Below are 14,372 nucleotides of genomic sequence, written 5' to 3'. Positions count from 1 at the left end.
AGAGGTTACGCCCGATGTTGACCCAGATTTATGAAATCTCCACCCCCGAAGAGGCGTCAGCACTTTCGGCCATTGGTGTCGACCATATCGGCGTGCTCGTCGGAGACGGCCAATTTCCGCGAGAACTGTCGATCTCAGCGGCTTCCAAGATCGGCGCGGCAATTGTACCGCCATCGAAATTCTCGGCACTGTTTCTGACCCGCGATCTCTCCTTGATTGCGTCGTGGGCGCGCGAGCTCAACCCCGCGATCGTCCATTTGGGAGCCAGCGCCGAACTGCTTTCCCCGCAAGATGTTGCTTCGCTCAAACGCATGTTGCCCGGGATCGTCGTGATGAGAAGCATACCGGTGTTCTCCGAGGAAAGCGTCGAGATTGCCCAAAGCTACGATGGCATTGCAGACTTTCTGCTGCTCGACACTTATCGGTCCACGGACAAGCAGATCGGCGCGCTCGGCGTGACGCATGATTGGAATATCAGTCGCCGCATCGTGGACGTCGTCCGTGTTCCGGTCGTCCTCGCAGGCGGCCTTGGACCGGACAACGTCGCAGGAGCGATCCGAACCGTCCGTCCAGCCGGCGTCGACTCCAAGACAAAGACGGATCGGGACGGTTCGCATGCCAAGGACCTGGAGCGAGTCCGCCGGTTCCACGAAGCGGCTCGGGCAGCGGCTGACAATCGCTTTCCGTCGGCCTAACATGCATAGCTCTCCCCTGGGAGGAGCGCGGCCATGGAACTCATCGTCGTACCCATCGTCAAGCCGGACGCGGCCAACTTCATCTTCGGTCAGTCGCATTTCATCAAGACCGTGGAAGACCTCCACGAGGCGCTGGTTGGCACGGTTCCGGGCATCCGCTTCGGGCTGGCCTTCTGCGAGGCCTCCGGCAAGCGGCTGGTGCGCTGGTCGGGCAATGACGAAGCGGCCCTCACCCACGCCCGCAACAACGCATTAGCCATCGGCGCCGGCCACACTTTTCTGATCTTCCTGGGCGACGGCTTCTTTCCGGTCAACGTCCTAGCTGCCGTGCGCTCGGTGCCGGAGGTCTGCCGCATCTACTGCGCGACGGCCAACCTCACGCAGGTGATCGTCGCGCAAACCGAGCTCGGCCGTGGCGTGCTCGGCGTAGTGGATGGCGCCTCACCGCTGGGTATCGAGACCGACGCCGACATTGCGTGGCGGAAGGACCTCCTGAGGAAGATCGGCTACAAACTGTAGCGACCGGATGAAGCGGTTGCGGTGAAGTACGCCTCCGGCGTTAGATCAGCGCAGCCCTGGACGACACGTGGTGGCTCGCGATCTTCCAGTCGCCGTCTTCGCGCACGATCACCCAGGTGAGTTTGACCGAGAGCGGCGCGGCCTCTTCGTCGAGATCGAATGATGCGATCGCGGCCATGTTAATCACATCGGGCAAGACCTGAGCCGCAGCCACCTCGGAGAAGCCGACGCTCGGCTGGCGCCATCGCGGCAGGCCATTGAAATAGTCCGCCACCCCGCTCCTGCCCCGATAGAGTTTCGGGTTCGAGCCGAAGAAGAACGCGTTCTTCGCATACAGCGACGACAGCGCGGCTGCATCGAGGCTCGCGAAGCCGGCGCACCATTTCGCGATGATGGCGGAAACGATGACGTCGGCCTCCGTGCTCATGCGTGTTCAGCCCTTCGCAACTTCCTTCGCGAAGGTGTCGCGCAGGCCGATGGTGCGCGAGAACACCGGCTTGCCGGGTGTCGAGTCCTTGTCGCGCACGAAATAGCCCTGGCGCTCGAACTGCATCGGTTCGGTCGAGTTGCTCTCGGCCACCGATGCCTCGATGCGCGCATCGGCCAGGATCTCCAGCGAGTTCGGATTGAGATCGGCCGCGAAGTTCGAGGCATCCGGGCTCGGATTGGCGAATAGCTGGTTGTAGATGCGGACTTCCGCAGGCTTCGACGCCGCCGCCGGCAGCCAATGCATGGTCGCCTTGACCTTGCGGCCGTCGGGCGCGTTGCCGCCCTTGGTCGCGGGATCATAGGTGCAGCGAAGCTCCACCACTTCGCCGGCGTCGTTCTTGATCACGCCGGTGCACTTGACGAAATAGGCGTAGCGCAGCCGCACCTCGTTGCCCGGCGACAGGCGGAAGAACTTCTTCGGCGGGTTCTCCATGAAGTCGTCCTGCTCGATATAGAGCTCGCGGCCGAACGTGATCTTCCGCGTGCCCGCGCTGGGATCATCCGGGTGGTTGATCGCCTCGAGCTCCTCGGTCTGCCCTTCCGGATAGTTCTCGATCACGACCTTGAGCGGCTTCAGCACCGCCATGCGCCGCTGCGCGGTGCGGTTCAGCTCCTCGCGGATACAGAACTCCAGCATGCCGACATCGACGACGCTGTTGGCCTTGGCGACGCCGATGCGCTTGACGAACTCGCGCAAGGCCGCCGGCGGCACGCCGCGGCGGCGCATCCCCGCCATGGTCGGCATGCGCGGGTCGTCCCAGCCCGCGACATGGCCGTCGCGGACGAGCTGGGTCAGCACGCGCTTGGACAGCAGAGTATAGGTGAGGTTCAGCCGCGCAAACTCGTACTGGTGCGGCTTGGACGGTACCGGCAGCTTCTCGATGAACCAGTCGTAGAGCGGCCGGTGGTCCTCGAACTCCAGCGTGCAGATCGAGTGCGTGATGCCTTCGATCGCGTCCGACTGGCCGTGCGCATAATCGTAGCTCGGATAGATGTGCCACTTCGTGCCGGTGCGCGGATGGTGCGCGTGCAGGATGCGGTACAGCACGGGATCGCGCAGGTTGATGTTGCCGGCGGCCATGTCGATCTTGGCCCGCAGCACGCGCGCGCCGTTCGGGAATTCGCCGGCCTTCATCCGACGGAACAGGTCGAGGTTCTCGTCCATGCTGCGATCGCGGAACGGCGAGTTCTTGCCCGGCTCGGTCAGCGTGCCGCGGGAGGCGCGGATCTCCTCCTGGGTCTGGTCGTCGACATAGGCGAGCCCGTCGCGGATCAGCTGCTCCGCCCATTCGTACAGGCGGTCGAAATAGTCGGAGGCGAAGAACAGGTTCTTGCCCCAGTCGAAGCCGAGCCAGCGCACGTCGGCCTGGATGGAATCGATATATTCCTGCTCTTCCTTGACCGGATTGGTGTCGTCGAAGCGCAGATGGCAGCGGCCCGGAAACTCCTGGGCGATGCCGAAGTTGAGTGCGATCGACTTGGCGTGGCCGATATGCAGGTAGCCGTTCGGCTCCGGCGGGAACCGGGTCACGATCTCCCTGTACCTGCCCTGGTCGAGGTCGGCCTGGATGATGTCACGAATGAAATCGCGCCCAACCTCAGCTGCCACCGGTTCTGTCATTACGAAAATCCTGTCGGGAAATCAGCGGTCCTTCTGCCAAATTCGGGAGGCTGAGCCAAGAGCTTAAGCACGGCTCAAGCAAGCCCCCACAGGTCCGCCGACGGGCTTTAGTTATGTCACGTTCCTGCTATACACCACCGCCTCCAATGCATAGGCCCTGCCAAGAATGACCGATTCCGTCGTCACCCGCTTTGCCCCCTCGCCGACCGGCTTCCTCCATATCGGGGGCGCCCGCACGGCGCTGTTCAATTGGCTCTATGCCAAGAAGCACGGCGGCAAGATGCTGCTGCGGATCGAGGACACCGACCGGGAGCGCTCCACCGAGGCCGCGATCGTCGCCATTCTCGACGGCCTCAAATGGCTTGAGCTCGGCTGGGAGGGCGAGGTCATCTACCAGTTCAGCCGCGCCGCCCGTCACCGCGAGGTCGCCGAGCAGCTGCTCGCCGACGGCAAGGCCTATCGCTGTTACGCCACCGCCGAGGAGCTCGCCGCCATGCGCGAGAAAGCGCGCGCGGAGGGGCGCACCCGCCTCTATGACGGCATGTGGCGCGACCGCGATCCCGCGACCGCCCCAAACGATGTGAAGCCGACCATCCGCCTGCGCGCGCCGCAGACCGGCGAGACCGTGATCGAGGACCAGGTTCAGGGCCGCGTGGTCTGGCAGAACGAGAACCTCGACGACCTCGTCCTGCTGCGCGGCGATGGCAATCCGACTTACATGCTCGCCGTGGTGGTCGACGACCACGACATGGGCGTCACCCATGTGATCCGCGGCGACGACCATCTGATCAACGCCGCCCGCCAGAAGCAGATTTACGATGCGATGGGCTGGACGCTGCCGAGCATGTCCCACATTCCCCTGATCCATGGTCCGGACGGCTCGAAGCTGTCGAAGCGCCACGGCGCGCTCGGGGTCGATGCCTACCGCGCCATGGGATACCTCCCGGCGGCGCTGCGCAATTACCTCGTCCGGCTCGGCTGGAGCCATGGCGACCAGGAGATCTTCTCGACCGAGGAGATGATCGCAGCCTTCGACCTCGCCAGCGTCGGCCGCGCCGCCGCGCGCTTCGATTTCGCCAAGCTTGAAAACCTCAACGGCCACTACATCCGCCACGCCGACGATCAATCGCTCGTGAAGATGTTCGAGGACGTGCTTGACCACCTGCCGGGACGGGGCGAGCTTAAGGCCAAGTTAAATGACACCACGCGCGCGCAGCTCGTGAAGGCCATGCCGGCCCTCAAGGAGCGCGCCAAGACGTTGATCGAGCTGATCGACGGCGCCTATTTCATCTTCGCCGACCGCCCGCTAGAGCTCGACCCCAAGGCGCAGGCGCTGCTGACGCCAGAGAACCGCAAGCTGATCGGCCAGCTTCATTCCGCGCTGGAGAAAGTCGAGACGTGGAGCGGCGCCACCACCGAAGCCGCACTGCGCACTTTTGCCGAGGAAAATAGTCTCAAACTCGGCGCGGTCGCCCAGCCCCTGCGGGCGGCGCTAACCGGACGGACGACGTCGCCTGGTATATTTGAGGTTTTGGACGTCCTGGGACGCCAGGAGAGCCTCGCCCGGCTTAAGGATCAGTCTACGACGTAAGTCGACCATGCGTGCGGCGATCTTGCAGCGCACATAGCAATAATATACCCATCTCCCCCGAACCTCCTGGAACATCCGGCCTGCCCCCATGATCTGCCTAGGGGGCTCCGGCTCTGGCCCGTTTCACCATACATCGGGGACCTCTGATGGACGCAAAACCAAGCCCAAAGACCGCTACGCTGACGGTCGGAAACAAGAACTACGATCTCCCGATCCACAGCGGCAGCGTCGGGCCTGATGTCATCGATATCGGCAAGCTCTACGGCCAGTCCGGCCTGTTCACCTACGATCCCGGCTTCACCTCCACCGCGAGCTGCCAGTCCAAGATCACCTATATCGACGGCGACGCGGGCGTGCTGGAATACCGCGGCTATCCGATCGAGCAGCTCGCCGAGAACGGCGACTTCCTCGAGACCTGCTACCTTCTGCTGTTTGGCGATCTCCCGACCGCCGCGCAAAAGAAGGATTTCGACTACCGCGTGATCCATCACACGATGGTGCACGAGCAGATGGCCCGCTTCTTCCAGGGCTTCCGCCGCGACGCCCATCCGATGGCGATCATGGTGGCCGCAGTCGGCGCGCTCGCCGCATTCTACCACGACTCGACCGACATCAACGATCCGAAGCAGCGCATGATCGCTTCCATGCGCATGATCGCCAAGATCCCGACGCTGGCGGCGATGGCCTACAAGTACACGGTCGGCCAGCCCTTCGTGTATCCGAAGAACTCGCTCAAGTTCGCCGAGAATTTCCTGCACATGTGCTTCGCCGTGCCGTGCGAGGAGTACAAGATCAACCCCGTGCTCGCTGACGCGCTGGACAAGATCTTCATCCTGCACGCCGACCACGAGCAGAACGCCTCGACCTCGACGGTGCGTATCGCCGGCTCCTCCGGCGCCAACCCGTTCGCCTGCATCGCCGCCGGCATCGCCTGCCTCTGGGGCCCGGCGCATGGCGGCGCCAACGAGGCCGCGCTCGCGATGCTCGCCGAGATCGGCTCGGTGGACAAGATCCCCGAGTTCATCGCCAAGGTGAAGGACAAGAACTCCGAAGTCCGCCTGATGGGCTTCGGCCACCGCGTCTACAAGAACTACGATCCGCGCGCCAAGATCATGCAGAAGATGTGTCACGCCGTGCTCAAGGAGACCGGCCATGGCGACGATCCGATGCTGAAGGTGGCGCTCGAGCTGGAGAAGATCGCGCTCAGCGACCAGTACTTCATCGACCGCAAGCTGTACCCGAACGTCGACTTCTATTCGGGCATCACGCTGAAGGCGATGGGCTTCCCGGTCTCGATGTTCACCGTGCTGTTCGCGGTCGCACGCACCGTCGGCTGGATCAGCCAGTGGAGCGAGATGATCGAGGACCCGCAGCAGAAGATCGGTCGTCCCCGCCAGCTCTACACCGGCGTCACCCGCCGCGACTACGTCGCGATGAAGGATCGCAAGTAAGATCGGACGGAACAATCCAACGGAACGGCGCCATCGCAAGATGGCGCCGTTTTCGTTTTGCGCAGAGATGCCGTAGGTGGGCAAAGCGTGCTGCCGCGCACAACAACAAGTCGGCGCATCACGCCCCCGAACGCTTGACAGTCGAACCGCGCCGCGCGCATTCTTACACTAAGTAAGAATGACGACAGGGATGGAAATGCCGGAGCAGCCGAGAAGTCGGCGGCAGACGCGCGCTGCCATTTTGACCCATCTGCTTCAGGCGGGCGGCTCGTTTCGTCCGCCTCTGGCCAAGGCCGTGCGCCTGTCGGAAGCGAGCCTGTCGCGCATCCTGTTCGACCTGAAGGCCGAAGGCCTGATCGAGGAGGTGCGGCGCCCTGCCCCTTACGTCGGCGGCCCGACCGGCCTCGTGTCGCTCGATGGCGCGGTGGCGCTTGCAGCCTTCGAGCTGACCACTCAGCATCTCAGCGTCGGCGTCGGCGGCCTGTCGGGCGAACTGCACTACACCGAGCGCGTGAACCTGCCGAGGACGCCGACCGCCGAGACCGTCGGCCGGGTGTTTCGCGAAGCCATGACATTGTTGCGCGACTGGACGCGGCGCCGCCGCATCACCCTCTCCCAGATCGGCGTCTCCATTCCCGGCCTTGGCCGTCTCAGCATATCGGCCAATCCAATCATTCCCTGCGATGTCGGGCGCGTGAGCGAGATGTTCGACGAGATGTTCGCCGGCGTGCCGCTCGAATTCACCAATTCGGTCGTCGCCCACGCCACCTTTCACCGCTGCCGCACGGAGAATTATCCATTCAACGACACGCATCTGTTCGTGCTCGTCAGCCACGGTGTTGCCGGCGCCTGGATGGACGATCCGGCGAAGGCCGATGCCCTGCAGCCGATCGAGCTCGGCCACATGGTATTCGCGCCCGAGGGACCGCGCTGCCGCTGCGGACATCATGGCTGCGTCGAGGCCTATGCGTCGATTCCGGCGCTGGTCGAGCTTCTCGGCATTTCCGAAACCGAGTTGCTTCAGCTCGGCAACGAATGGGGGAACACGATCCCGCTCTCATCGCGCGTGCGGCAGGAGCTGCGCCGGCGGCTGTTCCGGCTTGGCCTTGCGATCGGCAACACGCTGAACGTGAAACCGTGCGGTGGCGTTGCGATCAGCGGCTGGCCGTCGCTTCTCGCCGACGACGATCGCAACGCCGTGGTCGAAGGAATCGATGCCTGCCTGCTGGGTGGACGCAAATTGGCGCAAGTGTCCCTCGCCTTCGTGCCGCCGTCGACCGGCAACGATCCGCAGGCCGCGCTCGCCTTCGCCGCCTTTTGCCTCGCCAGCCGTGGCGGCATGCCCGCGGCATCGACGGAGGCGGCCTGACATGCGCTGAGCCTGCACGTCCCACACGCGCCGAGACTTCACACCGGGAGGAACTGCCATGCCGATCACAACAACAAGGCGTCGTCTGCTCGCTGGATCCGTTGCCACGCTCGCACTGCCGGCATTTGCCCGCGCGCAAAGCGCGGTCAAGCCGCGCCTGACCGCCATCTCGCAATGGTCGGCGGGCAGCGATGGCGCGGCCATCACGGCACTCGGCAAGAAATTCGAGGAGAAGGGAGGCGTCTGGCAGCATTCGCCCGTCCCCGGCTTCACCACCGAGATGATGAACAAGCTGCGCGCTCAGATCATGGCCGGCGATCCGCCGGCCTGCTCGCAACTCAAGGGTCCAGAGATCGCGGCCTGGTCGAAGATAGCCCCGACCGTCGATCTCGACGCCGTCGTCGCTGCCGCCGGTTACGAGAAGGTCGTCGCGCCGGACCTTGCGAAATTGCACAAGCCGGGCGGCAAATGGATCGCACTGCCGCTGCAGATCTACAGCACCAACATGCTGTTCCTGTCCAAGCGCGCCATGGACAAGGCCAAGGCCGACAAGATCCCGGTCACCTGGGCAGACTTCAACGACCTCGCCGAGAAGATGAAAGCGGGCGGAGTTCCCTATCCCATCGCCAACGGCGGCACCCGTCCGGACGACGGGCAGAAATTCGAGGCCGCCCTGGCCGGCATCAGTCCGCTCGCATACCGCGCCGCCATCATGAATCTCGAGAAGAAGGCTCTGGAGGGTCCGGAGATCAAGGCTGCGTTCGCGCAAGTGCGCAAGATCGCCGACTGGATGGACCCCAACGTCGGCGCCCAACACTTCTCGACCAATTTGAAGCGCTTCATTGAAGGCGACATGGGCATGATGATCATGGGTGGCTGGGCGCAGGGCGTGTTGCGCAATGCCGGCTTCAAGCTCGAGGACTTCACGATTGCGCCGGGCCCCAGCAACAACGGCAAGCCGGTGTTTCTGTTGAACGCCGATGCCTTCATCTTCTGGCAGCGCAAGGAGGCGGACCTGCAGGCCGGCCAGACGCTGATGGCCCAGCTCGTCATGGATCCGGCGATCCAGACTATGTACTCGCAGATCACGGGATCGATCCCCGTGCGCACCGATGTCGATCTGTCCGGCGAAGGCTGGTCGGACGGGCAACGGCGGACCGCAGCAGCCCTGAAGGACGCGATCGCCAGCAACCAGGCCGTCCTCAGTCTTGCGCACAACATGGCGCAGGAAAACGGCATGACCGCTGCGATGATCGACGTGATTACGGAGTACGTGAAGAACAAGACGATCAAGCCCGAGCAGGCGGCCATCCGCCTCGCCGAGGCCGTCGAGGGCGCGCGTTGAGCAATGCCGCCGCGATAAGGCCGGGCCGGCCGGCGCTTCCTGAATGGGTGCGCCGGCTGCCCGAATACCTGATGATCTGGGTGCCGCTGCTGCTGTCCGCGGCGCACCTCATCTCGTTCTCGCTGTGGACGATCTGGATCTCGTTCACGCCGTCCACGCTCGTCCCGGTCTCGGGCTGGGTGGGCTTGCGCAACTACACGGCGGTCGCGGCGTCGCGGAACTGGCAGATCGCCTTCGACAATCTGCTGCTGTTCGGCAGCGCGTTCGTCGTGTTGAGTGCGGCGACCGGCCTCATCCTCGCGATCCTGCTCGATCAGCGCATTCGCGGCGAAAACGCGCTGCGCTCCATCTTCCTCTATCCCCTCGCGGTGTCCTTCGTCGTCACCGGCACGGTCTGGAGCTGGCTGCTCAATCCTGGCCTCGGGATTCAGAAGCTGGTCCACGATCTCGGCTGGACCTCCTTCAAGTTCGACTGGTTGATCGACCGCGACATGGCGATCTGGACCATCGTCATCGCCGCGATCTGGCAATCCTCGGGCTTTGCCATGGCCCTCTTTCTTGCCGGCCTCAGGTCCGTCGACGCCGACATCGTCAAGGCCGCGCAGATCGACGGCGCCGGGCCGGTCCGCATCTACCGCCGCATCGTTCTGCCCTCGCTTTGGCCTATCACCGTTACCGTCGTCGTGATCCAGCTGCAGTTCGCGATCTCGACGTTCGACCTCGTCCGCGCCCTTACCAACGGGGGACCGGGAATTGCGACGCAGCTGCCCGCCCTCGTCGTCTATGACCTGATGTTCCAGCGCAGCCTGCTCGGCCGCGGAGCCGCGGCGGCAGTGCTGATGCTGCTCATTCTTCTCGCGGTGCTGCTGCCCTATGCGGCGTGGCGGTATGTCCAGCGGCGGCGGGCCCTTCATGCGTGATCATAGCTTCGCCCCGAGCCGGATCTGGATCTATCTCGTCGTTACGCTGATCGCCGCGGCTTGGCTCGCGCCGCTGGCCGTCGTCGTTCTGAACTCGCTCCGGTCCAACGAGGAGATCGCGCAGGGGTCGATGATCGGCTGGCCGCAACATCTGGCTTGGAGCAACTACCCCGCGGCCTGGAGCGGATTCTGCGTTGCCGAAACCTGCTCCGGCATCCGGCCGTACATGCTGAACTCCGCGCTGGTCACTATCCCTGCGACGATCTTCTCGACCTTGCTCGGCGCGATCGCCGGTTACGCCATATCGCTCTGGCGCTTTCGCGGCGACAATTGGATCTACGGCATCGTGACCCTTGGCCTTTTCCTGCCTCAGCAGATGCGCCTCTTGCCTTGGACCATCGTGCTGCGGGACATCGGTCTCATCAATACGCTGGCTGGCCTCGTGCTGATCCACACCATCCAGGGTCTCTCTTTCACCACGCTGTTCTGCCGGAACTATTATGTCGCCATTCCCCATGAATTGATAAGGGCCGCGCGAATCGACGGCGCCGGGTTCTTCCGCATCTTCTGGCGCATTATCCTGCCGCTCTCCGGGCCGATCCTGATCGTCACGGTGATCTGGCAGTTCACGCACATCTGGAACGAGTTCCTCTATGGCGTCACGTTCACAACCGGCCAGCAGCAGCCCGTCACGGCAGCTCTCATCGCGCTCTCCGCCGCAGTGGCCGATATCCCGCAGCATGGCGTGCAGAGCGCAGCGGTGATCATCGCCGCGCTGCCGACGCTGCTGATCTACCTCATCGGCGGCAAGTACTTCGTCCGCGGCCTGACTGCCGGGGCCGTGAAATGATGGAGTCGTCATGGCAGCACTGAGCATTCGCGCCCTGTCCAAACGCTACGCCAATCTGGAGGTGCTGAAGGACATCGCACTCGACATCGAGAGCGGCGAATTCACGGTGCTGGTCGGCCCCTCCGGCTGCGGCAAGTCCACACTGCTCAACATCGTCGCTGGGCTCGACTACCCGAGCGCGGGGACGATCGAGATCGGCGGACGCGTCGTCAACGACGTCCCGCCGAAGGACCGCGACATCGCCATGGTGTTCCAGTCTTACGCGCTCTATCCGTCGATGACGGTGCGGCAGAACATCACCTTCGGCATGGAATGCCGTCATGTGCCCAAGGCCGAGCAGGAGAAGGCGGTCGCGAATGTCGCAAAACTCCTTCAGATCGAGACGCTGCTCGGCCGCAAGCCGTCGCAGCTCTCCGGCGGCCAGCGCCAGCGCGTCGCGATGGGACGCGCACTGGTCCGGGATCCCCTGCTCTTCCTGTTCGACGAGCCGCTCTCCAATCTCGACGCCAAGCTGCGCGTGGAGATGCGGATGGAGATCAAGCGCCTGCACCAGCGCATCGGCGCCACCATCGTCTATGTCACCCACGACCAGATCGAGGCCATGACGATGGCAACACGGATCGCCGTGATGCATCAGGGCCGCGTGCAGCAATTCGCCGAGCCCGATACCGTGTACCGCTATCCCGCCAATTTGTTCGTCGCGCGGTTCATGGGCTCGCCCCCGATGAACACGATACCGGCACGGCTCGAGGCCGAGAACGACGGGCTGGTGGTCGTGATCGGCGCAGGCCGGCCGGACGAGATCCGTCTGCGCCTGAGAGACTATGATGGCGCAGCGCCCTTTGTCGGACGCGACGTGGTGTTCGGGATCAGGCCGGAATGCATTGCCGAGGGCAGCCGCGCGTTTTCGAACGATGCGCCCGTCCTCGTCGACGCGCCCGTGGACATGGTCGAGCCGACCGGAGCCGAGACGATGGTGTCGCTGCGGCTCGGGGGCGAGACGGCGATGGCGCGCATCTCGCCCGATATCCGGCCCGTGCCCGGCGCGTCCGCCTCTTTCGCGCTCGACACCCGCCGCGTTTGCCTGTTCGACCCCGAGACGGAGCGACTGATCGCATGACCAAGACGAGCTATGCCGGCCTAGCGGACCACGTGGTGCTGATCACCGGCGGCGCAAGCGGCATTGGTGCGGCCTTCGTGCGCGCCTTCGCCGCCCAGCGCGCCCACGTCGCGTTCCTCGATATCGACGAAGCAGCCGGCGGAGCGTTGGTTGCGGAGGTCGCGTCCGCATGTGGTACCGCGCCGCTGTTCGTGCCCTGCGACCTCCTCGACATCGACGCCTTGCGCGCTGCCATGGCGGAGGTCCAGCGATCGCTCGGTAACGCCGCTGTGCTCGTCAACAACGCCGCCAATGACCAGCGCCAGGTGCTCGCGGAGGTGACGCCCGCCGAATTCGACTGGATGATAGGCGTCAATTTCAAGCACGTGTTCTTTGCCGCGCAAGCGGTGGTGCCGCAGATGCAGGCGCGCGGCGGCGGCTCGATCATCAACATGTCGTCGATCGCCTGGATGCGCGGTGCGCCGGCGCTGCCGGTTTATGCCGGGGCAAAGGCAGCGATCGTCGGTTTCACCAACTCGCTGGCGCGTTCGGTCGGCCCCGACCGCATCCGCGTCAACGCGATTGCCCCCGGCATGGTCGTCACCGAACGGCAGCGCCGGCTGTGGTATCGGGACGAACGTGTCATCACCGAGATGCGCTCGCGTCAGGCCGTTCCCGATGCTGTGACGCCCGAGGACATCGCCAACATGGCGCTGTTCCTCGCCTCCGACGAAAGCCAGCGCATCACCAGCCAGTGCTTTCGCGTCGATGCGGGCCTTGCCTAGGGCCTGCGCTCGAAGTTCATGTCAGGTCGGCTTTGCTCTCCAAAGGAGACGTCAAGCAAACATTGACGCAGGTCGCCCTTGGGCCACAAGCGGAACTATTCAATCACCTCGTCGGCGCGGGCGAGGAGTGCTGCTGGTATCGCGACGTCGAGTACCTTTGCCGTCTTGAGGTTGACTGCCAGCCACAGCTTGCTTGGAAATTCGATGGGGAGGTCGCCGGGGTGCGTCCCCCTGAGTATCTTGTCCACAAAATAGCCGGCGCGACGAAAGCACCAGCGCAAGTCGACGCCATAGCTCACGAGGCCGCCGTGGATAACGTGCTCGCGATATCCGAAGACCGTCGGCAGCCGCTTTTCAAGCGTGATAGCGCCGATCTGCTCGCTCATGTTGAGCAGCAGGTTGGTCTGAAGGACAACGGCGACATCGACCTTTTCGTTCGCCAGCGCAGCAAGTGCATTCGGGATGTCCTTCGCCGCACTGGTATCTGCTTCGACCACGCTGAGGCTCAACGCCCCACAAGCCGCCCTCAAATCCCCGACTTGAGGCGGCCCCTTCGGATCGTTCATGTTGGTCAGCAGTCCGATGCGCCGTGCCTTCGGAGCGATTTCTCGCGCGAGTTCAATTTGCTTGGTCGGCAAACCCGCGAGGTAGGGCTCAATGCCCGTTACATTTCCTCCTGGGCGAGCCTCGCTGGCAATCAAGCCGAGATGGACCGCATCGGCAAGCGCGGGACAGACAATCGGTATTGTCGATGTTGCCTTTCGGGCAGCGACGGCTTCCAGCGTTGCAGGCACAGCGATGATATCGGGTTTGAGCAGAGCCACCATTTCCTCAATGGGTGGTACCCGGTCCGGGAAGATGTCCGTTCGCCGAACGATATCGATGTTCCGCCCTTGCTCGTAGCCGAACTCGGAGAGCCCCTTAACGAAATTGCCGAAGGCCAAGTCTACGATGAATTGGGGCAACGTCACCCCCGGAGGCGCAGCTCCCGCCCATGCGATGAGGGGACGTTTTCGCACAGTCTGCGCGCTTGAGCCCCGACCAAACAATGTCGATCCTGCTGCAGCGCCAAAAATGCCGAGATTTCCAATAAACTCCCGCCGTCGCATGTGTCCCCCCTCGTATGGGCCACGCCATTCGCTGGTGAGGTTAGCACCTTGCAGCGGTCTATGCTGCAATTTAGCGAGCCCGTTGCTCCGGCGGCATTCGCCTGAGGATGGTCGCGATCGATCAAATGCGGTTGACTTCTACGATTGCAGCAGGGTCCGCTATGGGCCAAAAGCAGTGGTCTGCCCATCATTAGGCGACGTCCGGCATTCCTCCGGCCGCAGACATGGCAACGGCTCTCGCGGTGTTCAGCTGACGGCCAAATGCAGACATTCCTGCTTGGCTTCCTGATCAGAAAATCATTTCGGGAGATACGACCGGAGCAGGAATGCCGAATGCGTGTCTGAAGGTCTGGGGAGGTGCCGCTGGTGTGCCATCGCTATAGCGCCTCTGCTCAATGCGGCTGCCCAACAGCTGGGCACCCCTAAGGCTCGCAAGCGGGTCGTGTCCCAGGGAGTGGTGTAGCTGATTAGCAAAGCCGCTCGCGAAGCGCGCCCCTACATAGCGCCGTAGCGAGCGAGCGGCTTTGCG

The 14,372-nt window shown here is 63.7% G+C and carries 13 protein-coding genes; 10 read left to right on the top strand and 3 right to left on the bottom strand.

Annotated elements, in window-relative coordinates:
• Positions 1 to 14 precede the first annotated feature (14 nt).
• On the top strand, positions 15 to 695 hold the full coding sequence (locus XH84_RS27900; RefSeq protein ID WP_128919351.1) for a phosphoribosylanthranilate isomerase: 681 nt from the start codon (positions 15 to 17) through the stop codon (positions 693 to 695).
• Positions 696 to 728: 33 nt separating this feature from the next.
• Positions 729 to 1,214 carry an adenosine-specific kinase gene (locus tag XH84_RS27895; RefSeq protein ID WP_128919350.1) on the top strand — a complete coding sequence of 162 codons (486 nt, stop codon included), beginning with the start codon at positions 729 to 731 and terminating at the stop codon, positions 1,212 to 1,214.
• A gap of 40 nt (positions 1,215 to 1,254) precedes the next feature.
• Here the strand turns inward: XH84_RS27895 and XH84_RS27890 are convergent, their stop codons facing one another.
• Positions 1,255 to 1,641 carry an SgcJ/EcaC family oxidoreductase gene (locus XH84_RS27890; protein ID WP_128919349.1) on the bottom strand — a complete coding sequence of 129 codons (387 nt, stop codon included), beginning with the start codon at positions 1,639 to 1,641 and terminating at the stop codon, positions 1,255 to 1,257.
• Positions 1,642 to 1,647: 6 nt separating this feature from the next.
• Positions 1,648 to 3,324, bottom strand: a complete 1,677-nt coding sequence (locus XH84_RS27885) for a glutamine--tRNA ligase/YqeY domain fusion protein (protein WP_128919348.1) — start codon at positions 3,322 to 3,324, stop codon at positions 1,648 to 1,650.
• 166 nt (positions 3,325 to 3,490) lie between these two features.
• On the opposite strand from XH84_RS27885, the gene gltX reads away from it, so the two are divergent.
• From gltX to XH84_RS27845, 8 genes are all read left to right on the top strand, one after another.
• The gene (gltX, locus tag XH84_RS27880) at positions 3,491 to 4,915 is read left to right on the top strand and encodes a glutamate--tRNA ligase (RefSeq protein ID WP_128919347.1); all 1,425 of its coding nucleotides are present in this window, start codon (positions 3,491 to 3,493) and stop codon (positions 4,913 to 4,915) included.
• 146 nt (positions 4,916 to 5,061) lie between these two features.
• On the top strand, positions 5,062 to 6,366 hold the full coding sequence (gltA, locus tag XH84_RS27875) for a citrate synthase (RefSeq protein ID WP_128919346.1): 1,305 nt from the start codon (positions 5,062 to 5,064) through the stop codon (positions 6,364 to 6,366).
• A gap of 190 nt (positions 6,367 to 6,556) precedes the next feature.
• Positions 6,557 to 7,735 (top strand): ROK family transcriptional regulator, encoded by a 1,179-nt coding sequence (locus XH84_RS27870; protein ID WP_206734128.1) that lies wholly within the window; start codon positions 6,557 to 6,559, stop codon positions 7,733 to 7,735.
• Positions 7,736 to 7,793: 58 nt separating this feature from the next.
• Positions 7,794 to 9,080, top strand: a complete 1,287-nt coding sequence (locus XH84_RS27865; RefSeq protein WP_128919344.1) for an ABC transporter substrate-binding protein — start codon at positions 7,794 to 7,796, stop codon at positions 9,078 to 9,080.
• The gene (locus XH84_RS27860) at positions 9,077 to 10,000 is read left to right on the top strand and encodes a carbohydrate ABC transporter permease (protein WP_164936243.1); all 924 of its coding nucleotides are present in this window, start codon (positions 9,077 to 9,079) and stop codon (positions 9,998 to 10,000) included. Before XH84_RS27865 ends, XH84_RS27860 begins: the two co-directional genes overlap by 4 nt.
• A complete protein-coding gene (locus tag XH84_RS27855; RefSeq protein ID WP_164936242.1) occupies positions 9,993 to 10,850 on the top strand; it encodes a carbohydrate ABC transporter permease in 858 nt (285 codons plus the stop codon). Before XH84_RS27860 ends, XH84_RS27855 begins: the two co-directional genes overlap by 8 nt.
• Before the next feature lie 10 nt (positions 10,851 to 10,860).
• A complete protein-coding gene (locus XH84_RS27850; protein ID WP_128919342.1) occupies positions 10,861 to 11,970 on the top strand; it encodes an ABC transporter ATP-binding protein in 1,110 nt (369 codons plus the stop codon).
• The gene (locus tag XH84_RS27845; protein ID WP_128919341.1) at positions 11,967 to 12,734 is read left to right on the top strand and encodes an SDR family NAD(P)-dependent oxidoreductase; all 768 of its coding nucleotides are present in this window, start codon (positions 11,967 to 11,969) and stop codon (positions 12,732 to 12,734) included. The genes XH84_RS27850 and XH84_RS27845 overlap by 4 nt, the downstream gene beginning before the upstream one ends.
• A gap of 95 nt (positions 12,735 to 12,829) precedes the next feature.
• On the opposite strand, the gene XH84_RS27840 is transcribed toward XH84_RS27845, so the two are convergent.
• Complete coding sequence (locus XH84_RS27840) at positions 12,830 to 13,705, bottom strand: ABC transporter substrate-binding protein (protein WP_245471882.1); 876 nt, start codon at positions 13,703 to 13,705, stop codon at positions 12,830 to 12,832.
• Positions 13,706 to 14,372: the final 667 nt, after the last annotated feature.

The organism is Bradyrhizobium nanningense, from assembly GCF_004114535.1.
In the GTDB taxonomy this organism is placed as follows: domain Bacteria; phylum Pseudomonadota; class Alphaproteobacteria; order Rhizobiales; family Xanthobacteraceae; genus Bradyrhizobium; species Bradyrhizobium nanningense.
This window is presented reverse-complemented; position numbering and strand designations above follow the sequence as displayed.